A 17931-nucleotide genomic window follows, 5' to 3' on the forward strand; every position below is an offset into this window, starting at 1 on the left:
AGAGATTCTACAATCTACAAATGAAATTGCAAAACAAATTGGTAGTATGGTTGACATAGCGCAAAAAATGTCCAAAGGGGCAGATGAAGTGTCAGTTTCAGTTGGTGAAATTGCAGTAACCGCACAAAATAATGCATCTAGCACACAAAGTGTAGCGGCATCGGCTGAAGAACAATTAGCATCTATAGAGGAAATTAGTTCAGCGGCTGGAACACTATCACAAATGGCTGAAGAGTTACAAGTGTTAATTGAACGATTTAAAGTGTAATGAAAAGGCGCGTGGATAAGGTAATTCACGCGCTTTTAATTGTGAAAAAAACATCCGTTACTAACGGATGTTTTTTTATGTTTTTTGCTGTTGTTTGAAAGCGATTATTGGAAGAAGAATTAAGCTAATCCATCCAATTACAGGATATAGCATATGGAGTAATTCGCTATAACCGATATAACTAAAACAATAACTAATAAGTAAGATGAAATAAATAATGATGTTACTCTTCCACCCAGTGATAGACTGGAGTTGTTTTGTCATACCAAATACATTACCAACAAGTGTTGTAAATACTTCTCCAAAAATAATTAATACAAAGAAGAAATGAAAAGTATCATTGAAGCGTCGTACTACTTCTGCCATTGGAATATTGTATTGATAAAATTGTTCAACAGATAAAATAGCGAAGTGACTACATAACAAAATTAAACAAAGGCCGGTTCCACCTAATATTCCACCCCATTTAATAGCTTTCTGATCTTTCACTTCACTTGCTAATGGCACAAGTACACTTTGGGCAAGGGAGAGGTTGAGTGCAACATATGTGATTGGACTTGTAATCCATTTAGTATTCCACTCTTCAGAAGGTATTACGTTGTAAAGAGAAGTTGCATCATGAAAGAGTGTTGTAATAGATAGGCCTATAACAAAAATCATCATTATTGGTACGACAAGCGAGTTGACTTCAAAGACCCCTTGTAATCCTCTGCTACCAATTACAATGCAAGCAAGTATCGTAATAAAGATACCAAGCTGTCTTGGTAGGCGAAGTTGCTCTTCAAACACCGCTCCAGCTCCGGAAAGCATGACACTTGTTACACCAAATAATACAAGAAGTAATAAAATATTTACAACGCTACCAAAGACATCCCCAAATAAATATTTATTAAATTCTTGAGAAGAAAATGCTCCGATTTGTGAAGCGAGAAGCATCATTTTTGTACCTAACCAAATAAAGAAAATGCCGCTTACTAAAATACCAATTGTCCCGTATGTACCATGGATTGTAAAGAATTCAACGATTTCTCTTCCTGTTGCAAATCCAGCTCCAACAACAGTACCTATATAAGTAGCAGCAATTTTCTTTGCTACTTTCCAATGTTGATTATCCATTTAATCCCTCTTTCTCGTATGATGAGCTTGACTTATCTTACACCCTTATCCTAACCTTCACTTTATTCCAACTGATAGAAAGCTTGACTAATAGGGTTATAACGAGCGGTTATTCCCTGCCTGACTGTGAATCTTTAGGTGAGGGTTATACTACTGTTTACAAGGATTGAGGCAACTAACAAGCAATGAGAGGTAAAGCACTTACTCACTACTGAAATTTTCACTTTATTACATACATATGAATGAGTTTGGACAAACATACGATGAAGTGATATTTTTTGCATTATTCATATTTGTCTTGTAATTTATGGTATAATGAAGCAAAAAAGGGGGGAAGAGAAAATGTTTCGCTTTTTTAAAAAAGGCAAGGAAGAAAGGGAAATTACACAAGATGAGCTAGAACTTGCTATGGCGAAATTTCTTGAAACGAATGCGAACGTGGTATATACGGTATTAGTAAATGATGATTACACGGTTAATTATGATTTATTAAAACCATATTTACCGGCCTTTCCTACAAATGCGTTTATTATTACGAAGGAAACACTTGAAGTATTTGAGAATACACAAGAAAATCTTGCTCTTGTCAAAGAAATTGATGATGTACAGCGCGCTGTCGATCAATATGTAACAGAAAAAGAATCCTTTCCAATCGTTGAAGGAAATAAGAATCGACTAATATGTTCGATAAAGTTAGGACCATACTTAAAAAGGGCGTTAGATCGTGATTTATATATATCAGAGAAACATTATTTAGTGACAAGTAAGCCTGATAAAATGAATAAAAGTATTGTACAATAAAGAAACAACAATGGAGAATTGTTGTCTTTTTTTTGTAAATATTATGTGCAAGGGCATAGAGATGAGGGAACATCATGATTTTAAAGGAATGGGATGTAAATTTAAAGATTCGTCTAGTAGGAGAATGGCTCTTTGGATTGTTCTTTTGGATGTTTCTTCCGTTTATGGCAATATATTTTGCGGAAGAACTAGGAAAAACGATGGCCGGAGTATTACTTGTATTATCGCAAATATTATCTGTTTTGGCTAATTTAGTAGGTGGTTATTTAGCAGATACATATGGCCGTAAGCGTATGATGGTGATTACCGCATTTGTACAAAGCGCTGCATTTGTATTATTTGCTTTTGCAAATTCACCGTGGTTGCAATCTCCTATCTTAACATTTGTAGCTTTTTCTATTATTGGTATTATGGGTTCTTTATATTATCCAGCAAGTGCAGCAATGGTTGCGGATTTAGTATCTGAAGAACAGCAAAGTAAAGTATTTGCTGTTTTTTATACAATGATTAATATTAATGTTGTGTTAGGCCCGATTTTGGGAGCGTATTTCTTTTTCTCTCATCGCTTCGAATTGTTAGTAGCAAGTATTGCAATTAATTTTATAGTAGCATTTGTATTACTTAAGTTTATAAAAGAGACGTTACCAGAGAAGAGGAGAGAAGTAGAAAGGCAAACAGGATGGCTTACTGTTGTGAATGAACAGGTAAAGAATTATCGAGTTATTTTTCAAGATCGTGTCTTTTTTCTATTCATTATTGCAGGTATTCTCGTTGCCCAAACTTTCACGCAACTTGACTTATTGTTAGCAGTATACATAAAAGAAAATGTTCCTACGCAAGAGTTTTTTCATTTAATTTTAAATAGAGAAAACTTGTTCAGTTGGATTATTGCAGAAAATGGATTTTTGGTTGCTCTATTTACAGTATATGTAACAAGACTAGCGAATTACTTTTCTGAGCGGACTATTTTTCTTTTATCTTCTTTTGCATATGGGATGGCAATGATTATTTTTCCTCATACTATCTCAGTTTGGGGTCTCATTATTGCTATGCTCATTTTCACGTTCGGTGAGCTATTAGTTGTTGGAATTCAAAATAGTTTTGTTTCTAAATTGGCGCCTGAACATATGCGAGGACAATATTTTGCGGCAGCAACACTTCGATGGTCTATCGGCCGAACAATTGCACCGATTGCGATTCCTTTAACAGCGTGGATAGGTTATCAATACACATTTTACATCATTGCAGTACTTGCGTTTTTGAGTGCATTTTTATATTCCGTGATGTTCAGGTTGTTACAAGGACGAAAAATCCAGGTGAAAAAGGCGATGAATGAATAAGTAAAATAAAACGCTCTCTTTTTGAAAGGGCGTTTTATTTTATACATAGATTTTCTTTTTCGTTCTAGTACTAGTTTAATTTCGAATTTTGTAAGTGCAATGTCTGTAATACTTTTCATAATGCGTGGGTGAAAGTTTTTTTCATAAATGTACGAACATGATGAATGGAGGTTTCACTTTACAATTGAAAAGCCTCTGCTAATAAGCGGTAGGAGTTTAATTTATCTTCAAAATCATGCGTGATTGTTACAATCATGAATTCGTCTGTGTTATAAGCTGTGTTTAAAATAGAGATTTGTTTTTTTACTTGATTTGGATTGCCAACAATCATTCGTTTTCGATTTTCTTTTATACGTAAAAAATCAAATGCACTATATGGATAATTGAGAGCTCTTTCGATTGATGGTGTGCCGCTTGAACGTACACCTTGTTCAATTAATAAAAGGGCTAGATCTAAGCTAGATGCAATTTTTTGTGCTTTTTCTTCTGTTTCTGCACAAATGACAAAAATAGCTACGATTGATTGCGGTTGTTCTCCTAAGAAAGAAGGCTGGAATTGATTTTGATAATTTTTTATGATTTCTGGACCGCCATAACTATTAATAAATTGTGCAAATGTGAAAGCTGTACCTTGTTTAGCGGCAATTATCGCACTTTCTCCGCTAGAACCAAGTAAAAAAAGATTTGGTGCAGTTGGAATAGCTGGAGAAGCATGTAAATGTGCAAAGCGATGATTATCTGGTAAACGGTCGTGTAAATACAGGGATAAATCTTGAATTTGTTCAGGGTATTGATCGATTGAAACCATTTTACCTTCTTGGAGAGCCCGTGTGGCAATAGGCATTCCGCCTGGAGCTCGTCCAACTCCAAGGTCAATACGATTTGGGTATAGTGCTTCTAACACGCGAAAATTTTCGGCTACTTTATAAGGGCTATAGTGAGGAAGCATAACACCGCCAGAACCTACTCGAATATGATTTGTTTTAGCAGCTATGTGAGAAATTAAGATTTCTGGACTTGAACCTGCTAAGCTAGTAGAGTCATGATGTTCTGATACCCAAAAACGAGTATAGCCAAGTTGTTCAACTTCTTGTGCAAGTCGAACTGTATTTGAGAACGCTTCTACTGCTGTACTTCCTTCTGCGATAGGAGATTGGTCAAGAACGCTTAATTTTATCATATATAATACCTCTTTTTTGTTATTTACGAGGTATTATATATCTACTTACTAAAAATGTATAATAAAATGCTTACCTTATCTATCAGCAACGGGATAGCTACTTAAGACTGAAAAAGAATTTGCCATTTTTTTTGCAAAATTTAATGGTGGCTCTACTGATTGGACATGAATATACATGATTACTGGATTCGTATATAACCAATGATTATGTAGAGCACTAACAATAATTCCCTGTTGTACAATGGATTGCATAAATGAAGGAATTTCTTCTTGCAAAACAGCAATTTCCCCTAAATTCAACGAATTACCATTTTGATCCAAAGATTCAAAGCCAACTCCTGCGGGTATTACAGACATACTTGGTTTCCCTTGAACAAGCACTCTAAAATTGCGATGGAAAGATACCGAACAAGCACCTTGATCTATTTTGCTTTTTCCTTTAAGGATTGTAGCAAATTGTTCGCAAAGAAAATTAAAGTTGTTCATAAATTTAATCCCCCCTTTATCACACAAAATGATGCATTTAGAGATTTAATATAAAAAAGGATTTAGTCCAAATTCCATTTATAAATTGGCTTATTTAAGATTGGCAAACCAATTGAGCATCCTTTACCATCAAAAGATAAAGGTGATTTTCTTGTAGATTGTAAAACAGATTTAAGCTCATATGATGCTGAGTATATTGCAGATATGGTTTTATAAGTAAGCGATAGAACAACAAACAACTTTATGCAACAAATGAGAAGAAGGTTATCAATATTAGAAAGACCGCTTGTTACAGCCAGAGGCGATGGCAAGAGTTACATTTATGCAAACTTCAATCCAAAATATGCTCAAATGGCTGTAACTATTCTAAGAACTTTCAACAACTTTTGTACTAAAAAATAGTGTGTTATTTTACGTTTTACACTTCATAAGTAAACTTGTTAAGAAAATCTGAAGGGGTTTTATTTTTACATAATCAGTGTTATCGGAAGTTCGACTGTTGGAAAAGATATAGCTATATGGTTAATCAGGGGATAAAAAGTATAGAACAGGGCAGGGGGAATAATTATATCCATGAGATATCCGTTTTTGTAACCATTTTTACAGTAAATGTAGGAATGCAAGAACTGTAACATATCAAAAATGTATGTAAGATTATTCTTTGAACAAGGGAGTTTTTATGCCAAAAAAAAACGGGTAAACAAAAAACAGGTAAACAAAAAACTGGACTACGAAAAGGATTAATACTGATAACAAAAATAGCTTTAGCTTCTGGTCTATCATGGGAATTAGCAAAAATGTTAGGATCAAAACACCCTTATTTGGCACCATTAACTGTTATTCTTTCTATGCAAGAAACCGTCCAGCATTCTGCCACGTATGCCTTTTACAGAATTATCGGCACTATTTTTGGAATTTCTATTACTGTTTTTATTGTCAGCCATTTAGAAGTGAACGGATGGACGATAGGATTATTACTGTTAGGAGGAATGTTGATTCCAGTTATACTAAGGGTACATAAAACCATCATACATCAAGTGGCTTTAACCATTTTACTTGTATTTGTCTTTGTGCATAAAACGAGCTATTATGTCTCCGATCGAATCAGAGATACTATCGTAGGAGCGCTTATCGCCATTATTATTCATATGCTGATTTTTCCATCCAATTATGTGAAAGAAGCTCGTTGGACGTTAAATCAATTTGGATGCCATCTTGTACAGCTGTTTGAAAAGACAGCCCATTGGGTAAATACTAACTGCGACCCTGTTAAAGGACAAGATCTAAGAAAGAATATAACAAATCTACTGCAGGAGTTGCATCAAGTACAAGAAGATTTTAAGCTGGCAGAAAAAAGTTTGAAATTAAATCCATTTATTAAGAATAAAAAACAAATATTAAAACAAAACGAACAATTTCTCTTGCAGTTAAAGACAGGGTATAACTATATTTCTAATATACTAAACACATTCAATGACTGGTCCAAAACAGATGTTATTTCAAAAGTTGATCAACAACAATGGGCTATTCAATTACAAATGTTGGGGAGATACATAGAAAAGCAACTTAACGTAAGTCCAGAAAACCATCAAAACTCTAAGAGTTTTAAATTTACCTTAGACTTACTGGATTTATCTTCGATTTCTGTACATATCAATATCTCACCAGAATTAGAGCCCTATAGATATCAATTAAGCTTGTATAATGATACGCTCAAACTAATTCAGGAGTTAAGAAAAGAACAATAGTAACTACTAGCTTTTCCTCTAATCTATGGTGCCGTGTGTATTGAACAAAAAATAAGAGGTAAGTATATATTAAACATAACTAATATATACTTACCTTTATTTTTAATTTTTAAATCTTTATAATTTGCACACCCGTTTTTAATGAGAAATTCCTCTTTCAAAATGATTCATGTCAACTAAAGTAAGAATATATTCGTAATTATCAATCGTTCTCTTGATTTCATCGCGCTCACTTTCTGTTAATTTTACATCTGCTAATCGTTTACATAGTTGAGATTTTTGATTTTCTAATTGTTTCTTAATTTCATGATAGTTGTAAGAGCGTTTCATGTTTCCATCCCCTTCCTTACATTTCCTATCTACATTTTCATTATACGGTTAAATAAAAGAAATGAGTGCATAACATTTGAATTTTTTATGGAAATTCAGAAAACAAAGAATAGTTCATTTCTTCCATGAATACAATGCATTGAAATATGATTTTGTACTGATGAGTAGGGGTGTGGGATGATGCAAATAAATATGCAATCCCGTCTTACAACAAATGAGATGTTGTCTATTATTGACAATGGTTTACCGAAAACGACAGTACCGAAAAATATTATTATTATTGGAGCAGGCATGGCGGGGTTAGTGGCTGGATCGTTATTGAAGGCTGCTGGTCATCGCGTGAAAATATTAGAGGCCAATGATCGAGTTGGCGGGCGTATTTATACGGTTAGAACGCCGGAAACAGGCTTATATCTAGATGTTGGAGCAATGCGAATTCCTTATACACACGAACTAACACTTGCATATAATAAGAAGTTTGGATTAAAGTTAAATCCATTTATTAATCGAAATGACACGGATATTATATATGCAAATGGTCGCAAAACAACATTGAAACAATACGAGAAAAATCCGAGTATTTTACGTTATCCAGTTGCAGTGAATGAAGAAGGAAAATCATCGGAAGAGTTGTTGATGTTGGCAATACAACCAATTCTTGATTTTATTAAAAGAGACCCAGAAAAAAATTGGAGTATTGTAGAGAAAGATTTTGGTAGGTATTCAACAGCAGAGTTTTTAAAAGATTATCCTCACCAATATAAAGTATCTTTTTCACCAGCTGCAGTAGAAATGATAGGGGTACTTCTTGATTTAGAGGGATTTTTAGAAAGATCTTTTGTAGAAACATTGCGCTTTATTTATATTTTACAGCAATCCACAGGGTTTTATGAAATTGAAGGTGGTAATGACGCATTGCCCAAAGCTTTTTTACCGCAATTACAAGATGATATTGTCTTTCAGCAAAAATTAATGAAACTAGCGCAGCACGAAAAAGGAATTACAGCATATTTGCGTAATGAAAAAACGTTTGAATACAGCAGTATTACAGGTGATGTTGTCATTGTCACCATTCCGTTTACAACAATGAGATTTGTTGAAATTGATCCGTTTGATTCGGTTTCTCATGGGAAATGGAGAGCCATTCGGGAACTACATTATATGGCTGCTACGAAAATAGGAATTCAGTTTAAAAGTCGCTTTTGGGAAAAACAGGGTCAACTTGGTGGCCGCATTATTACTGATTTGCCTATTCGTTATGCATATTATCCAAGTCATGGTATTGGTACAAAAGGTCCTGGAATGGTACTTGGAAGTTATACATGGTCGTATGATGCATTGTTGTGGGATGGCTTATCTGAAAGTGATCGTATTTATTATACTTTACAAAATTTAGGGACAATACTTGGAAATCAAGTGTATGATGAATTTATTTCGGGGATATCGAAAAGTTGGACATTGGACCCGTACGCACTAGGAGGGTTTGCAATCTTTCAGGCAAATCAACAATCAGAATTACAGGATGATATTGTGAAACCAGAAGGAAGAATATATTTTGCAGGTGATCATACTACGTTGTATCATGGCTGGATACAAGGCGCAATTGAATCAGGAATTCGTAGCGCAGCAGCAATAAATCAATTACAGATGTAAAAAGAACATGAGAATGAATCTCATGTTCTTTTTGTGTACTTATGGAACTGGATGACCGTTTGAACTTTCAAAGATTGTAAACCATTGCTGACGGTCTAATGTTAGTTTTGTTGCTTCAACAGCTGTTTTGACACGTTCTAGTTTACCAGAGCCAACAATCGGCAGCATATTGGCTGGATGAGCAAGTAGCCATGCATACATAATAGTATCGATTCCCGTAATGCCAAAATCAGTGGCAATTTTCTCCAATGTATGGCGTAAGCGAATTGCACGTTCACTTTCCCTTTTGAAAATTTCACCGCCAGCAAGAGGAGACCAAATCATAGGAGAAATTCTGTTTTCTTGGCAATGTTCAATCGTACCTTTTTCAAAATGTTCAAGTTGCATAGCAGATACTTCAACTTGATTTGTAATAAGCGGGAAATCTAAATATGAACTTAACATGTTGAATTGAGAAGGAAGAAAGTTGGATACACCAAAGTGTCGTACTTTTCCATCTTGTTTTAAACGAGAAAAAGCTTCTGCAACTTCTGCTGGATTCATGAATGGATCCGGACGATGAATAAGTAATACATCGATATAGTCTGTATTCAGATTTCGTAATGATTGCTCTGCGCTTTTTATAATATGCTCAGCACTTGTATTATAGTGAACGACGTAGCGTTCTGGAAATTTAGGTGATGTGAGAGTGATTCCGCATTTTGTAACAATTTGCATATTGTCACGTAAACTTGGTTTTAATTGAAGCGCTTTACCGAATAAAGCTTCGCATGTATAGTCGCCGTAAATATCGGCATGGTCAAACGTTGTAATGCCCATCTCCATACAAGATTCAATGAAGGAAAGTAATTCTTGATCTGTCATATTCCATTCTGCTAAGCGCCAAAACCCTTGGATAATTCGAGAAAATTCTAGGTTTTGAGCCATTTGAATTCGTTCCATTTATGAAGCTCCTCCTTGCTGGTATGTATGAACCTAATCAATATGAAAAGGTTTTCTTATTTACCATTATTATATATTCGTGTAGACATGCTTACAACTAATATGTTTCGTAGTTAGAAAATAAGAAGACAACCTATGATATAATACGTAATTATATATGTAACAAGGAGATGTAACACAGTGATTCCAGTAACGATATTAACCGGGTTTCTCGGATCAGGGAAAACAACTTTATTAAATCGTATTTTATCTGAAGAGCATGGAAAAAAGCTTGCGGTTATTGTAAATGAAATTGGACAAATTGGTATCGATAATCAATTGATAATGAATGTAAAAGAAGAAATTATGGAAATGACAAATGGTTGTCTATGTTGTACTGTACGTGAAGATTTGCTTGTCGCACTAAAGCATTTACTAGAAGTAAAAGCGACAGGTCAAATGGATTTTGAAGGTTTAGTGATTGAGACAACAGGGCTTGCAAATCCGGGCCCAATTATTCAAACATTCTTTTTAGACCCTATTATTCAGTCTGCATACCAAATTAATGGTGTAGTAACTGTAGTAGATAGCTATCATATACATAAACACTTTGAAAAAGGTTTAGAAGCAAAAGAACAGATTGCCTTTGCTGATATGGTTTTAGTAAATAAATTGGATTTAATAGAGCCAGCAGAAAAAGAAAATTTGCTTATTGAAATACAAGGGATTAATCCAACTGCAAAATTAATCCCAACAACAAATTGTGAAGTAGATATTCCCTCATTACTAGATATACAAACATTTAAAACGCGTGATAAGTTAGAAATTTATCCGCATAAAGAACAGCATCATTTAGAAGGTGTAAAGTCATTTGTGCTAAGGGAAGAGCGTCCTCTTGATTTACAAAAGATAAATGAATGGATGTCAGCTGTTGTACAAGAATTAGGAGAGTATTTATATCGTTATAAAGGAATATTATCTGTTGAAGGAGTAAATCGCCGCATAGTTTTCCAAGGTGTACACACGTTATTCGCTGCTTCATATGACAGGGAGTGGCAAGAAGGAGAAGAACGTGTAAGTGAGATTGTTTTCATTGGTAAAGATTTAAATAAAGAATGGTTTCAAGAGCATTTTCAGGAATGTATAAAATAAGCCTGCGTTTTGAACTGCAGGCTTATTTTTAGTGTGCAATTAATCTTTTCAGCTTCAGCTAGCTTTTTTGAACTAATAGCTGTTTTAACATGAATTTTGGTTATTTAAATTTTATCCCGCTATTCGCGGGCAGTAAGACCCCAACCTTTTATTTTTTTAAGAAATTGGTTACTATTTTAGAATTTTCGGTGTTTATTATGAAACCTTGAACGTAGTTTTGGTCTGTACTTTCTGCTATTGTAATTTGACTTTTGTCATCAATCCAAACAAAAAAGGTTTCCGTAGAACTATCTTTAAATGTAACTGTCATATTAGAGTGAATAGAATCTTTAGTTTTTTGATCTAAAGTTATTTTCTTAGGTGTCCCATTTTGTATGGCTGTAGTAATAGCTTTTATCATAGCTTCATTGTACGTTTCTGTTTTAGTAAGGGTATTATTATTTGTTCTAGTTAATTTAATTTCTTGTATATCATTTTCTTTTAATTGAATGGAACTTTCTTTATCTTGTTGTTGTTCTTTTGAAGTAGAAGATTTTAAAGAATTTGTTTTATCAGATGTATTTGAACAACCAACTAGACTTAAAGATACTATAATAGTAGTGCACAAATATAGGGTTTTCTTCATTACTCTTCCACCTTTTTATCTCGATTATACCAAATTTTGGATGAAAATAAGAAGGGTTTCTTGACGTATTTTTATATTTTTATAAAGGGTAGCATCAGAGAAATGCAAATTTACAACGGATAAAACTATTAAAATATTCACACGTATAATGCACATAGCCCCGTTACGTATATAAATAAAAATTAAAAAAACGATATAAAATTCTTCTTTCTTTTTAGGTGGGAGAGATCATCTAGCCATACATAGAAGCGGTTAGGGCTTTTTTCTGCCACATGCAAGGGTAAAAACAGAGGGAGAAAGCGAGAGCATGTTATGTTTTGTTCTGCATAGCAGCGACTGAACGCCAATTATGTGCTGTTACTTCACAAATGTGAAGATTCATAGTTCCAACTCACTTTCTGAATCATGTTTTTAAAACTAATATGGATAATTTTACTTGTTGTTTTATTTAAGTCAAGCTGCGGCCTATGAAAAAGACAGCTGAAAAAACTCAGCTGTCTGAAAGGGAAAACACATTTAGTTTGTTGCTTCTTTTAAAGTGTTAATATTTTCTTCCATCAATGTAAAGTAATCTTTATTTTTTTTCGCATCATCATCGGAAATTGTTGCAAGATGATTTAAACGTAAGATTTTTGTTCCTGTTTCTTTTTGAATGACTTCTGCTACTTTTGGTGTAGAGAATGTTTCAAATAAAATATATTTTAAACCATGCTCTTTGGCCGTTGCTGCGATAGCAGCCAAGTCTTTTTGAGAAGGTTCATCAGAAGCAGAGATACCTGCAATTGGAATTTGTTTGAAACCATAGCGTTGCTCCCAATATCCGTATGCAGCATGAGAAACTAAAATTTCTTTTGTCTTTGCATGATCAGCCACTTCTTTAAATTGACTATCTAAATCTGTGAATTTTTTTTGCAATGCAGCGAAGTTCTTCTCGAATACTTCTTTATGTTCCGGTTGTAGTTCTACAAGAGCATTTTTAATTGCTTCAGCTTGCTTCATGGCAAGTGTTGGGTCTAACCAAACATGAGGGTCTTTATCATGATGTTCGTCTTTATGTCCATCTTCATGTTCTTGTTCAGTTGAAGATCGTAGTGCTATATCTTTTGATGCATTCACAATTTTAACATTTTCATTTTTTAATGTTTTTTCCATTTTTTCAGCAAATGGTTCTAATCCAGCTCCGTTATATACAAATAAATCTGCTTTGGCAACTTGTACAGTTTGTTTTTGAGTTGGCTCATACGTATGAGAGTCTGCACCTGGTGGATAAATGGCTGTTACGTCAACATAATCACCACCGATTTTTTTAGCAAAGTCAGCTAAAGGGAAAATAGTTGTATAGACGGAAAGTTTGCCATCTTTCTTATTTGCTGTGTTATTTTGTTTCGAACATCCAGCGAATATAAGGGTAAATATTAGTACGAATGAAAATATAAGTAATCTTTTCTTCATTTTATTCTCCTCATTTCTTTACTTACTAGAATTCATTTTCTCCAAAAAAGAAAAAATATCTATCTTTTTAATAAAACGGAATAATTACGTTTTGATTTACCGATTTAGTATAATACATATTTGGTAATGTTGCAATAAATAATAATGATTACGATTTATGATTTGTTCTAAATTTGTCACAATGCTTTGGTTTATTTTTTATGTTTTTGCATATATCTTCTCGTTCCTTTCATATAGTGTGATAGAGGGTGCAGAAAAGGGGATGAGCGAATGGAATATGGAATCGAAGCGATTTTATTGATATTAGCTGTTGTGTTTCCGTTATCATGTGTACTTCTTTTTTTAAAAGCACTTATTCGAAATTTAGGAGATCCAAGTACAATTACTGAGATGCCAAAAAGAGAAAAAGAATAAACAAAGCGCTTGCATATTGTATTACGCTGTGCTTATGATAGAGAAAGAGATTAGAAGATAAAGAGGTATAGAAACGGATGAAAACAAGAACAGCCTTAGTACTTGGAGCTAGTGGCCTAGTTGGACAAGAAGTGACACAGTTACTAATTGATTCGGACTATTATGATTCAGTTACGATTTTTGTAAGAAAGCCACTAGAATGGGAACATGAAAAATTGCAGCAAAAGCAGGTGGATTTTTCGATTTTAGAACAATATAAAGAATTTTTTGCTGTAGATGATGTGTTTAATTGCCTTGGTACGACAATTAAAAAGGCAAAGACGAAAGAAAACTTTAAAAGGGTTGATTATGATTATACAATACGTGCTGCTCGTTTAGCAGAAGAACAAGGAGTACAAAATTTTCTTGTTATTTCTTCCATGGGTGCGAATCCGAAGTCACTATTCTTTTATTCACAAGTAAAAGGACAGATGGAGGAAGCTATTAAAAAGCTAGTCATAGAAGGTATTCATATTTTTAGACCATCTCTTTTACTTGGAGAACGAGAAGAGTTTCGTTTTGGAGAAAGAATGGCAGAAAAGATTTCGGGGATTATACCGTTTTTATTTAAAGGGTCGTTTACAAAATATAGACCGATTTCAGCAGAGCAAGTGGCAAGAGGAATGTATGTAACAGCGCTTCGTGAAGAGTCTGGAGTTCATGTACATGAATCTTCGGAAATTGCTAAGATGAAATAAAAAAGAGAGAAGATGTCTTCTCTCTTTTTTATTTTGTAGCATTTTTTATTTTTCCTGGAGCCCGACTATACTGAAATGGCTCAGATAATTCAAAACCAAGTTCATTCGCTGCGGTTCTCGGAAAATATGGGTTTCGCAATAATTCCCGGCCGATAAAGATTAAGTCGGCAGAATCTTGTTGTAAAATTTCTTCTGCCTGTATTCCACTCGTGATAAGTCCAACAGCACCTGTAGCGATAGAGGCATGTTCTTTTATATGTTTTGCATAGGATACTTGGTAACCAGGATAGACATCAATATGTGCTGGTACAACAGCCCCGGAACTACAATCAATAAGGTCAACGCCTTGCTCTTTCATCCACTTCGCAAATGTTACATAATCTTTTACGGTTAAACCTTCTGAATGGTAATCATGAGCGGAAATACGAATGAATAATGGACCGTTCCATACTTTTTTTACTTCAGTAATAATTTCACGTAAAAAACGATAGCGGTTTTCATGGGATCCTCCATATTCATCTGTACGGTGATTTGCTAATGGAGATAAGAATTCATTAATTAAATAACCATGTGCTCCGTGTAATTCGATGATATCAAATCCAGCTGCTTTTGCACGTGCCGCTCCATTTCGAAATGCTGCGATCGTTTCTTGTATTTGTTCTTTGCTCATCTGTACAGGAATTTTCATAGAAGAATCAAAAGGAATAGCTGATGGCGCAATAGGATCTGTATTGAGAACAGCTTTTCTACCTGCATGTGCAATTTGGATAGCTGCTTTTGCTCCATTTTCATGAATCATATCGACAATTTGACGTAGACCAGTTATGTGTTCGTCATCCCAAATCCCTAAATCTTTGTGGGAAATGCGCCCTTCTGGCGTTATTGCTGTAGCTTCTAACATAACAAGTCCTACTTGACCAGCTGCACGCGATGCATAGTGAACAAGATGGAAATTTGTTGCTTTTCCATCTTCGTTGCTAGAGGAGTACATACACATAGGTGACATAACAATTCGATTCTTTAGTGTAACATCTTTAATTGTATACGATGAAAATAATTGGTTGTTCACAATAATGTTCCTCCTTTATTCCGTCTAAATGGGAATGATTCAATCTTAATTTGCTTATAAATCCAGAGTGGGTGAATAAATCATTTTGATAATATTGTAGCATTGCGTTCTTTTTTTCCATAACGAAATGCTTAAAGAGATATTATGTTATGATTAGTCTACGTTTAGTGAATCACTACAAATTTAATATTTTAGAATGAATGGTTTACGTCATTATATGAGGGGCTAGGAGGTTTTTTATGTATCAAGCATATTATGAAAGTGAAATTGGATGGATTGAAGTAAAAGGGGATGAGAACGGCATTTCTTCAGTATTATTTGTAGAGCAAAAACAAGAAGATATTTTGCATCCGATTGTTGAGCAGTGTGTAATGGAACTAGATGAATATTTTCATAATAAACGAACAGTATTTACTGTACCGCTCCAAGCAACAGGAACTTCATTCCAGAAACAAGTATGGAATGCGCTTTGCAGTGTTTCATATGGGAAGAGTGCCTCTTATCTTGATATTGCTGAGAAAATTGGAAATCCAAAGGCTGTACGTGCTATTGGCGGAGCGAACAGTAGAAATCCGATTTCTATTATTGTTCCTTGTCATCGGATTATTGGGAAGAATGGGAAATTAGTAGGTTATGAAGGAGGACTTTGGCGGAAAGAATGGTTACTAAAGCATGAAGGGTTTTTAAGATAATAGAACAAATCTTTCAAGTGCAAATACTTTTACCATTAGCTTATTAGCTAATGGTAAAAGTATTTTATAAGTAAAACATGTATTAATAGGATCGCACTTTCTGCTAATTATGAGGTAAAAGTGACACATGTCACTTTTACTTTTTTTATAGATAGTATTTGAAATTATCAGAAAATTATGTATAATACTATTCAAGAGTACTTGGTCTTATTTTTAATCGTTATATACAGAAAGAGGGGAAAAGGTTTATGAAGAAGAAAGCATCACTTATTACAGCAATTGCACTCTCTACAAGCGTGTTAGTTGCTGGGTGTGGAAATGGAGAAAAAGCATCAACAACAGAAAAGAGCGGTAATGAAGCGCTTGCTGATAAACAAGTGCTAAATTTACTAGAAACAGCAGAAATTCCTTCTATGGATACATCGAAGTCAACTGATACTGTATCGTTTCGTGTATTTGTAAACGCAATGGAAGGATTATATCGGTTAGATAAAGAGAATAAGCCAACGCCTGGTATGGCTAAAGATGTGAAAATTAGTGAAGATAAGAAAACGTATACATTTCATTTGCGAGATGCAAAATGGTCAAACGGAGAGCCTGTAAAAGCACAAGATTTTGTGTTTGCTTGGCGACGTGCTGTTGATAAAGCAACTGCATCGGAATACGCTTTTATTTTGTTTGATGTGAAAAATGCGGAGAAAATTAATAAAGGAGAACTACCGCTTGAACAGCTCGGTGTCACAGCAAAAGATGATAAGACATTAGTGGTTGAGTTAGAGAAACCTACACCATATTTCTTAGAGCTTACGACATTCCCAACATTTTTCCCGCTAAATGAAAAATATGTGAAAGAACAAGGGGACAAATACGCATTAGAAGCAGATAAATTATTGTATAATGGACCGTTTGTGATGAGTGAATGGAAACATGAACAAAGCTATCAATTAAAGAAAAATCCAAACTATTGGGATAAAGATAATGTGAAGCTAGAAGAAATTAATGTAAATGTTGTAAAGGAAACATCAACAGCTGTAAATTTATATGATAGCAACCAAGTAGACCGAGTAATTTTAAGTTCAGAATTTGTTGATAAGTATAGAAACAGCAAAGAATTTAAATCAGAATTAGACCCACGTATGTATTTTATTCGTTTTAATGAGAAGAATCCGATTTTTGCGAATAAAAAAATGCGTGAAGCTATTGACCTAGCGTATGATAAAAAAGGAATTGCAAATACTATCTTAAATGATGGCTCGTTACCTGCATACTACTTAGTACCACAAAAGTTCACAAAAGGACCGGATGGAAAAGACTTCCGTGAAACAAATAAAAACTTCCGTGATGGTAAAGATAATGCAGCAAAAGCGAAAAAACTATGGGAAGAAGCGAAAAAAGAGTTAGGTCAAGATACGATTACAGTTGAAATGTTAAACTACGATAAAGATAATTTGAAAAAAGTAGGAGAATACATTAAATCGGAGCTGGAGAAAAACTTACCTGGTTTAAAAGTTAATATTAAACAGCAGCCATTTAAACAAAAGTTAGATTTAGAGAAGAAGTTACAATATGATTTCTCCTTATCAGCGTGGAGCCCGGATTATCCAGATCCAATGACATATATTGATATGTTTACTTCAGATAGCGCATTTAATGAAATGGCATATGCTAATCCAAAATATGATGAACTCGTTGCAAAATCAAAAGGTGAGTTGCTAACAGATGAGAAAGCAAGATGGAAGGCACTTTCTGAAGCGGAAAAAATCTTATTTGATGATGCTGCAATTTCTCCAGTTTACCAGCAGAGCGTTGCTTTCCTTGAAAAATCTAAGGTAAAAGGAACTGTTAAGCATACATTTGGCGGAGATTTTAGCTATAAATGGACATATATTACAAAAAAATAGTACGATAAAGATGCGCGAATATTGCGCATCTTTTTTTTGTCCCGCA

The 17931-nt window shown here is 34.2% G+C and carries 17 protein-coding genes and 2 pseudogenes; 11 read left to right on the forward strand and 8 right to left on the reverse strand.

Going from position 1 to position 17931, the window contains the following annotated elements:
• Positions 1-268 (forward strand): annotated as a pseudogene (locus ACFQZ1_RS21885) (chemotaxis protein); the annotation flags it as partial.
• A 75-nt stretch (positions 269-343) separates the two neighbouring features.
• Here ACFQZ1_RS21885 and ACFQZ1_RS21890 read toward each other — a convergent pair.
• Positions 344-1384, reverse strand: a complete 1041-nt coding sequence (locus ACFQZ1_RS21890) for a YkvI family membrane protein (RefSeq protein ID WP_377884267.1) — start codon at positions 1382-1384, stop codon at positions 344-346.
• Positions 1385-1726: 342 nt separating this feature from the next.
• Between ACFQZ1_RS21890 and ACFQZ1_RS21895 the strand changes: the two genes are divergently transcribed.
• Both ACFQZ1_RS21895 and ACFQZ1_RS21900 read left to right on the forward strand, forming a co-directional pair.
• Positions 1727-2185, forward strand: a complete 459-nt coding sequence (locus ACFQZ1_RS21895) for a DUF3939 domain-containing protein (RefSeq protein ID WP_377884268.1) — start codon at positions 1727-1729, stop codon at positions 2183-2185.
• A 74-nt stretch (positions 2186-2259) separates the two neighbouring features.
• The gene (locus ACFQZ1_RS21900) at positions 2260-3525 is read left to right on the forward strand and encodes an MDR family MFS transporter (protein WP_377884269.1); all 1266 of its coding nucleotides are present in this window, start codon (positions 2260-2262) and stop codon (positions 3523-3525) included.
• 178 nt (positions 3526-3703) lie between these two features.
• Here ACFQZ1_RS21900 and ACFQZ1_RS21905 read toward each other — a convergent pair whose 3' ends face one another.
• Positions 3704-4705 carry an LLM class flavin-dependent oxidoreductase gene (locus ACFQZ1_RS21905; RefSeq protein ID WP_377884270.1) on the reverse strand — a complete coding sequence of 334 codons (1002 nt, stop codon included), beginning with the start codon at positions 4703-4705 and terminating at the stop codon, positions 3704-3706.
• A gap of 75 nt (positions 4706-4780) precedes the next feature.
• Complete coding sequence (locus ACFQZ1_RS21910) at positions 4781-5191, reverse strand: DUF1259 domain-containing protein (RefSeq protein ID WP_377884271.1); 411 nt, start codon at positions 5189-5191, stop codon at positions 4781-4783.
• Positions 5192-5299: 108 nt separating this feature from the next.
• Between ACFQZ1_RS21910 and ACFQZ1_RS21915 the strand changes: the two are divergent.
• Positions 5300-5581 (forward strand): annotated as a pseudogene (locus ACFQZ1_RS21915) (insertion element protein); the annotation flags it as partial.
• 359 nt (positions 5582-5940) lie between these two features.
• On the forward strand, positions 5941-6939 hold the full coding sequence (locus tag ACFQZ1_RS21920; protein ID WP_377884940.1) for an FUSC family protein: 999 nt from the start codon (positions 5941-5943) through the stop codon (positions 6937-6939).
• A 138-nt stretch (positions 6940-7077) separates the two neighbouring features.
• On the opposite strand, the gene ACFQZ1_RS21925 is transcribed toward ACFQZ1_RS21920, so the two are convergent.
• Positions 7078-7269: a DUF3896 family protein gene (locus ACFQZ1_RS21925; RefSeq protein ID WP_377884272.1), complete on the reverse strand. Its 192-nt coding sequence runs from the start codon at positions 7267-7269 to the stop codon at positions 7078-7080.
• Positions 7270-7449: 180 nt separating this feature from the next.
• On the opposite strand from ACFQZ1_RS21925, the gene ACFQZ1_RS21930 reads away from it, so the two are divergent.
• Positions 7450-8922: a flavin monoamine oxidase family protein gene (locus tag ACFQZ1_RS21930; RefSeq protein WP_377884941.1), complete on the forward strand. Its 1473-nt coding sequence runs from the start codon at positions 7450-7452 to the stop codon at positions 8920-8922.
• A 39-nt stretch (positions 8923-8961) separates the two neighbouring features.
• Here ACFQZ1_RS21930 and ACFQZ1_RS21935 read toward each other — a convergent pair whose 3' ends face one another.
• Positions 8962-9864, reverse strand: a complete 903-nt coding sequence (locus tag ACFQZ1_RS21935; RefSeq protein WP_377884273.1) for an aldo/keto reductase — start codon at positions 9862-9864, stop codon at positions 8962-8964.
• Positions 9865-10044: 180 nt separating this feature from the next.
• Between ACFQZ1_RS21935 and ACFQZ1_RS21940 the strand changes: the two genes are divergently transcribed.
• Positions 10045-10995, forward strand: a complete 951-nt coding sequence (locus tag ACFQZ1_RS21940) for a CobW family GTP-binding protein (RefSeq protein WP_377884274.1) — start codon at positions 10045-10047, stop codon at positions 10993-10995.
• Between the two features lie 148 nt (positions 10996-11143).
• On the opposite strand, the gene ACFQZ1_RS21945 is transcribed toward ACFQZ1_RS21940, so the two are convergent.
• On the reverse strand, positions 11144-11620 hold the full coding sequence (locus ACFQZ1_RS21945; RefSeq protein WP_377884275.1) for a hypothetical protein: 477 nt from the start codon (positions 11618-11620) through the stop codon (positions 11144-11146).
• Between the two features lie 516 nt (positions 11621-12136).
• Positions 12137-13072 (reverse strand): metal ABC transporter substrate-binding protein, encoded by a 936-nt coding sequence (locus tag ACFQZ1_RS21950; protein WP_377884276.1) that lies wholly within the window; start codon positions 13070-13072, stop codon positions 12137-12139.
• A 270-nt stretch (positions 13073-13342) separates the two neighbouring features.
• Between ACFQZ1_RS21950 and ACFQZ1_RS21955 the strand changes: the two genes are divergently transcribed.
• Together ACFQZ1_RS21955 and ACFQZ1_RS21960 are read left to right on the forward strand one after the other, a co-directional pair.
• Positions 13343-13486 carry a hypothetical protein gene (locus ACFQZ1_RS21955; protein ID WP_377884277.1) on the forward strand — a complete coding sequence of 48 codons (144 nt, stop codon included), beginning with the start codon at positions 13343-13345 and terminating at the stop codon, positions 13484-13486.
• A 77-nt stretch (positions 13487-13563) separates the two neighbouring features.
• Positions 13564-14223 carry an oxidoreductase gene (locus tag ACFQZ1_RS21960; RefSeq protein WP_377884278.1) on the forward strand — a complete coding sequence of 220 codons (660 nt, stop codon included), beginning with the start codon at positions 13564-13566 and terminating at the stop codon, positions 14221-14223.
• Between the two features lie 28 nt (positions 14224-14251).
• On the opposite strand, the gene namA is transcribed toward ACFQZ1_RS21960, so the two are convergent.
• A complete protein-coding gene (namA, locus tag ACFQZ1_RS21965) occupies positions 14252-15292 on the reverse strand; it encodes an NADPH dehydrogenase NamA (RefSeq protein WP_377884279.1) in 1041 nt (346 codons plus the stop codon).
• Positions 15293-15531: 239 nt separating this feature from the next.
• Here namA and ACFQZ1_RS21970 point away from each other — a divergent pair, with 239 nt between their 5' ends.
• The gene (locus ACFQZ1_RS21970) at positions 15532-15984 is read left to right on the forward strand and encodes a methylated-DNA--[protein]-cysteine S-methyltransferase (protein ID WP_377884280.1); all 453 of its coding nucleotides are present in this window, start codon (positions 15532-15534) and stop codon (positions 15982-15984) included.
• Positions 15985-16232: 248 nt separating this feature from the next.
• On the forward strand, positions 16233-17885 hold the full coding sequence (locus ACFQZ1_RS21975) for a peptide ABC transporter substrate-binding protein (protein WP_377884281.1): 1653 nt from the start codon (positions 16233-16235) through the stop codon (positions 17883-17885).
• The last annotated feature ends 46 nt before the right edge of the window (positions 17886-17931 follow it).

This window comes from Bacillus sp. CGMCC 1.60114 (genome assembly GCF_042676365.1).
In the GTDB taxonomy this organism is placed as follows: Bacteria; Bacillota; Bacilli; order Bacillales; family Bacillaceae_G; genus Bacillus_A; species Bacillus_A rhizoplanae_A.

Bases quoted from the DNA above. Each gene is read 5' to 3' on its own strand.
- ACFQZ1_RS21945 (WP_377884275.1), bottom strand. From the start codon at position 11,620: ATGAAGAAAACCCTATATTTGTGCACTACTATTATAGTATCTTTAAGT.
- ACFQZ1_RS21900 (WP_377884269.1), top strand. From the start codon at position 2,260: ATGATTTTAAAGGAATGGGATGTAAATTTAAAGATTCGTCTAGTAGGA.
- ACFQZ1_RS21955 (WP_377884277.1), top strand. From the start codon at position 13,343: ATGGAATATGGAATCGAAGCGATTTTATTGATATTAGCTGTTGTGTTT.
- ACFQZ1_RS21905 (WP_377884270.1), bottom strand. From the start codon at position 4,705: ATGATAAAATTAAGCGTTCTTGACCAATCTCCTATCGCAGAAGGAAGT.
- ACFQZ1_RS21895 (WP_377884268.1), top strand. From the start codon at position 1,727: ATGTTTCGCTTTTTTAAAAAAGGCAAGGAAGAAAGGGAAATTACACAA.
- ACFQZ1_RS21925 (WP_377884272.1), bottom strand. From the start codon at position 7,269: ATGAAACGCTCTTACAACTATCATGAAATTAAGAAACAATTAGAAAAT.
- ACFQZ1_RS21910 (WP_377884271.1), bottom strand. From the start codon at position 5,191: ATGAACAACTTTAATTTTCTTTGCGAACAATTTGCTACAATCCTTAAA.
- ACFQZ1_RS21975 (WP_377884281.1), top strand. From the start codon at position 16,233: ATGAAGAAGAAAGCATCACTTATTACAGCAATTGCACTCTCTACAAGC.
- ACFQZ1_RS21970 (WP_377884280.1), top strand. From the start codon at position 15,532: ATGTATCAAGCATATTATGAAAGTGAAATTGGATGGATTGAAGTAAAA.
- ACFQZ1_RS21930 (WP_377884941.1), top strand. From the start codon at position 7,450: ATGCAAATAAATATGCAATCCCGTCTTACAACAAATGAGATGTTGTCT.
- ACFQZ1_RS21960 (WP_377884278.1), top strand. From the start codon at position 13,564: ATGAAAACAAGAACAGCCTTAGTACTTGGAGCTAGTGGCCTAGTTGGA.
- ACFQZ1_RS21890 (WP_377884267.1), bottom strand. From the start codon at position 1,384: ATGGATAATCAACATTGGAAAGTAGCAAAGAAAATTGCTGCTACTTAT.
- ACFQZ1_RS21950 (WP_377884276.1), bottom strand. From the start codon at position 13,072: ATGAAGAAAAGATTACTTATATTTTCATTCGTACTAATATTTACCCTT.
- ACFQZ1_RS21935 (WP_377884273.1), bottom strand. From the start codon at position 9,864: ATGGAACGAATTCAAATGGCTCAAAACCTAGAATTTTCTCGAATTATC.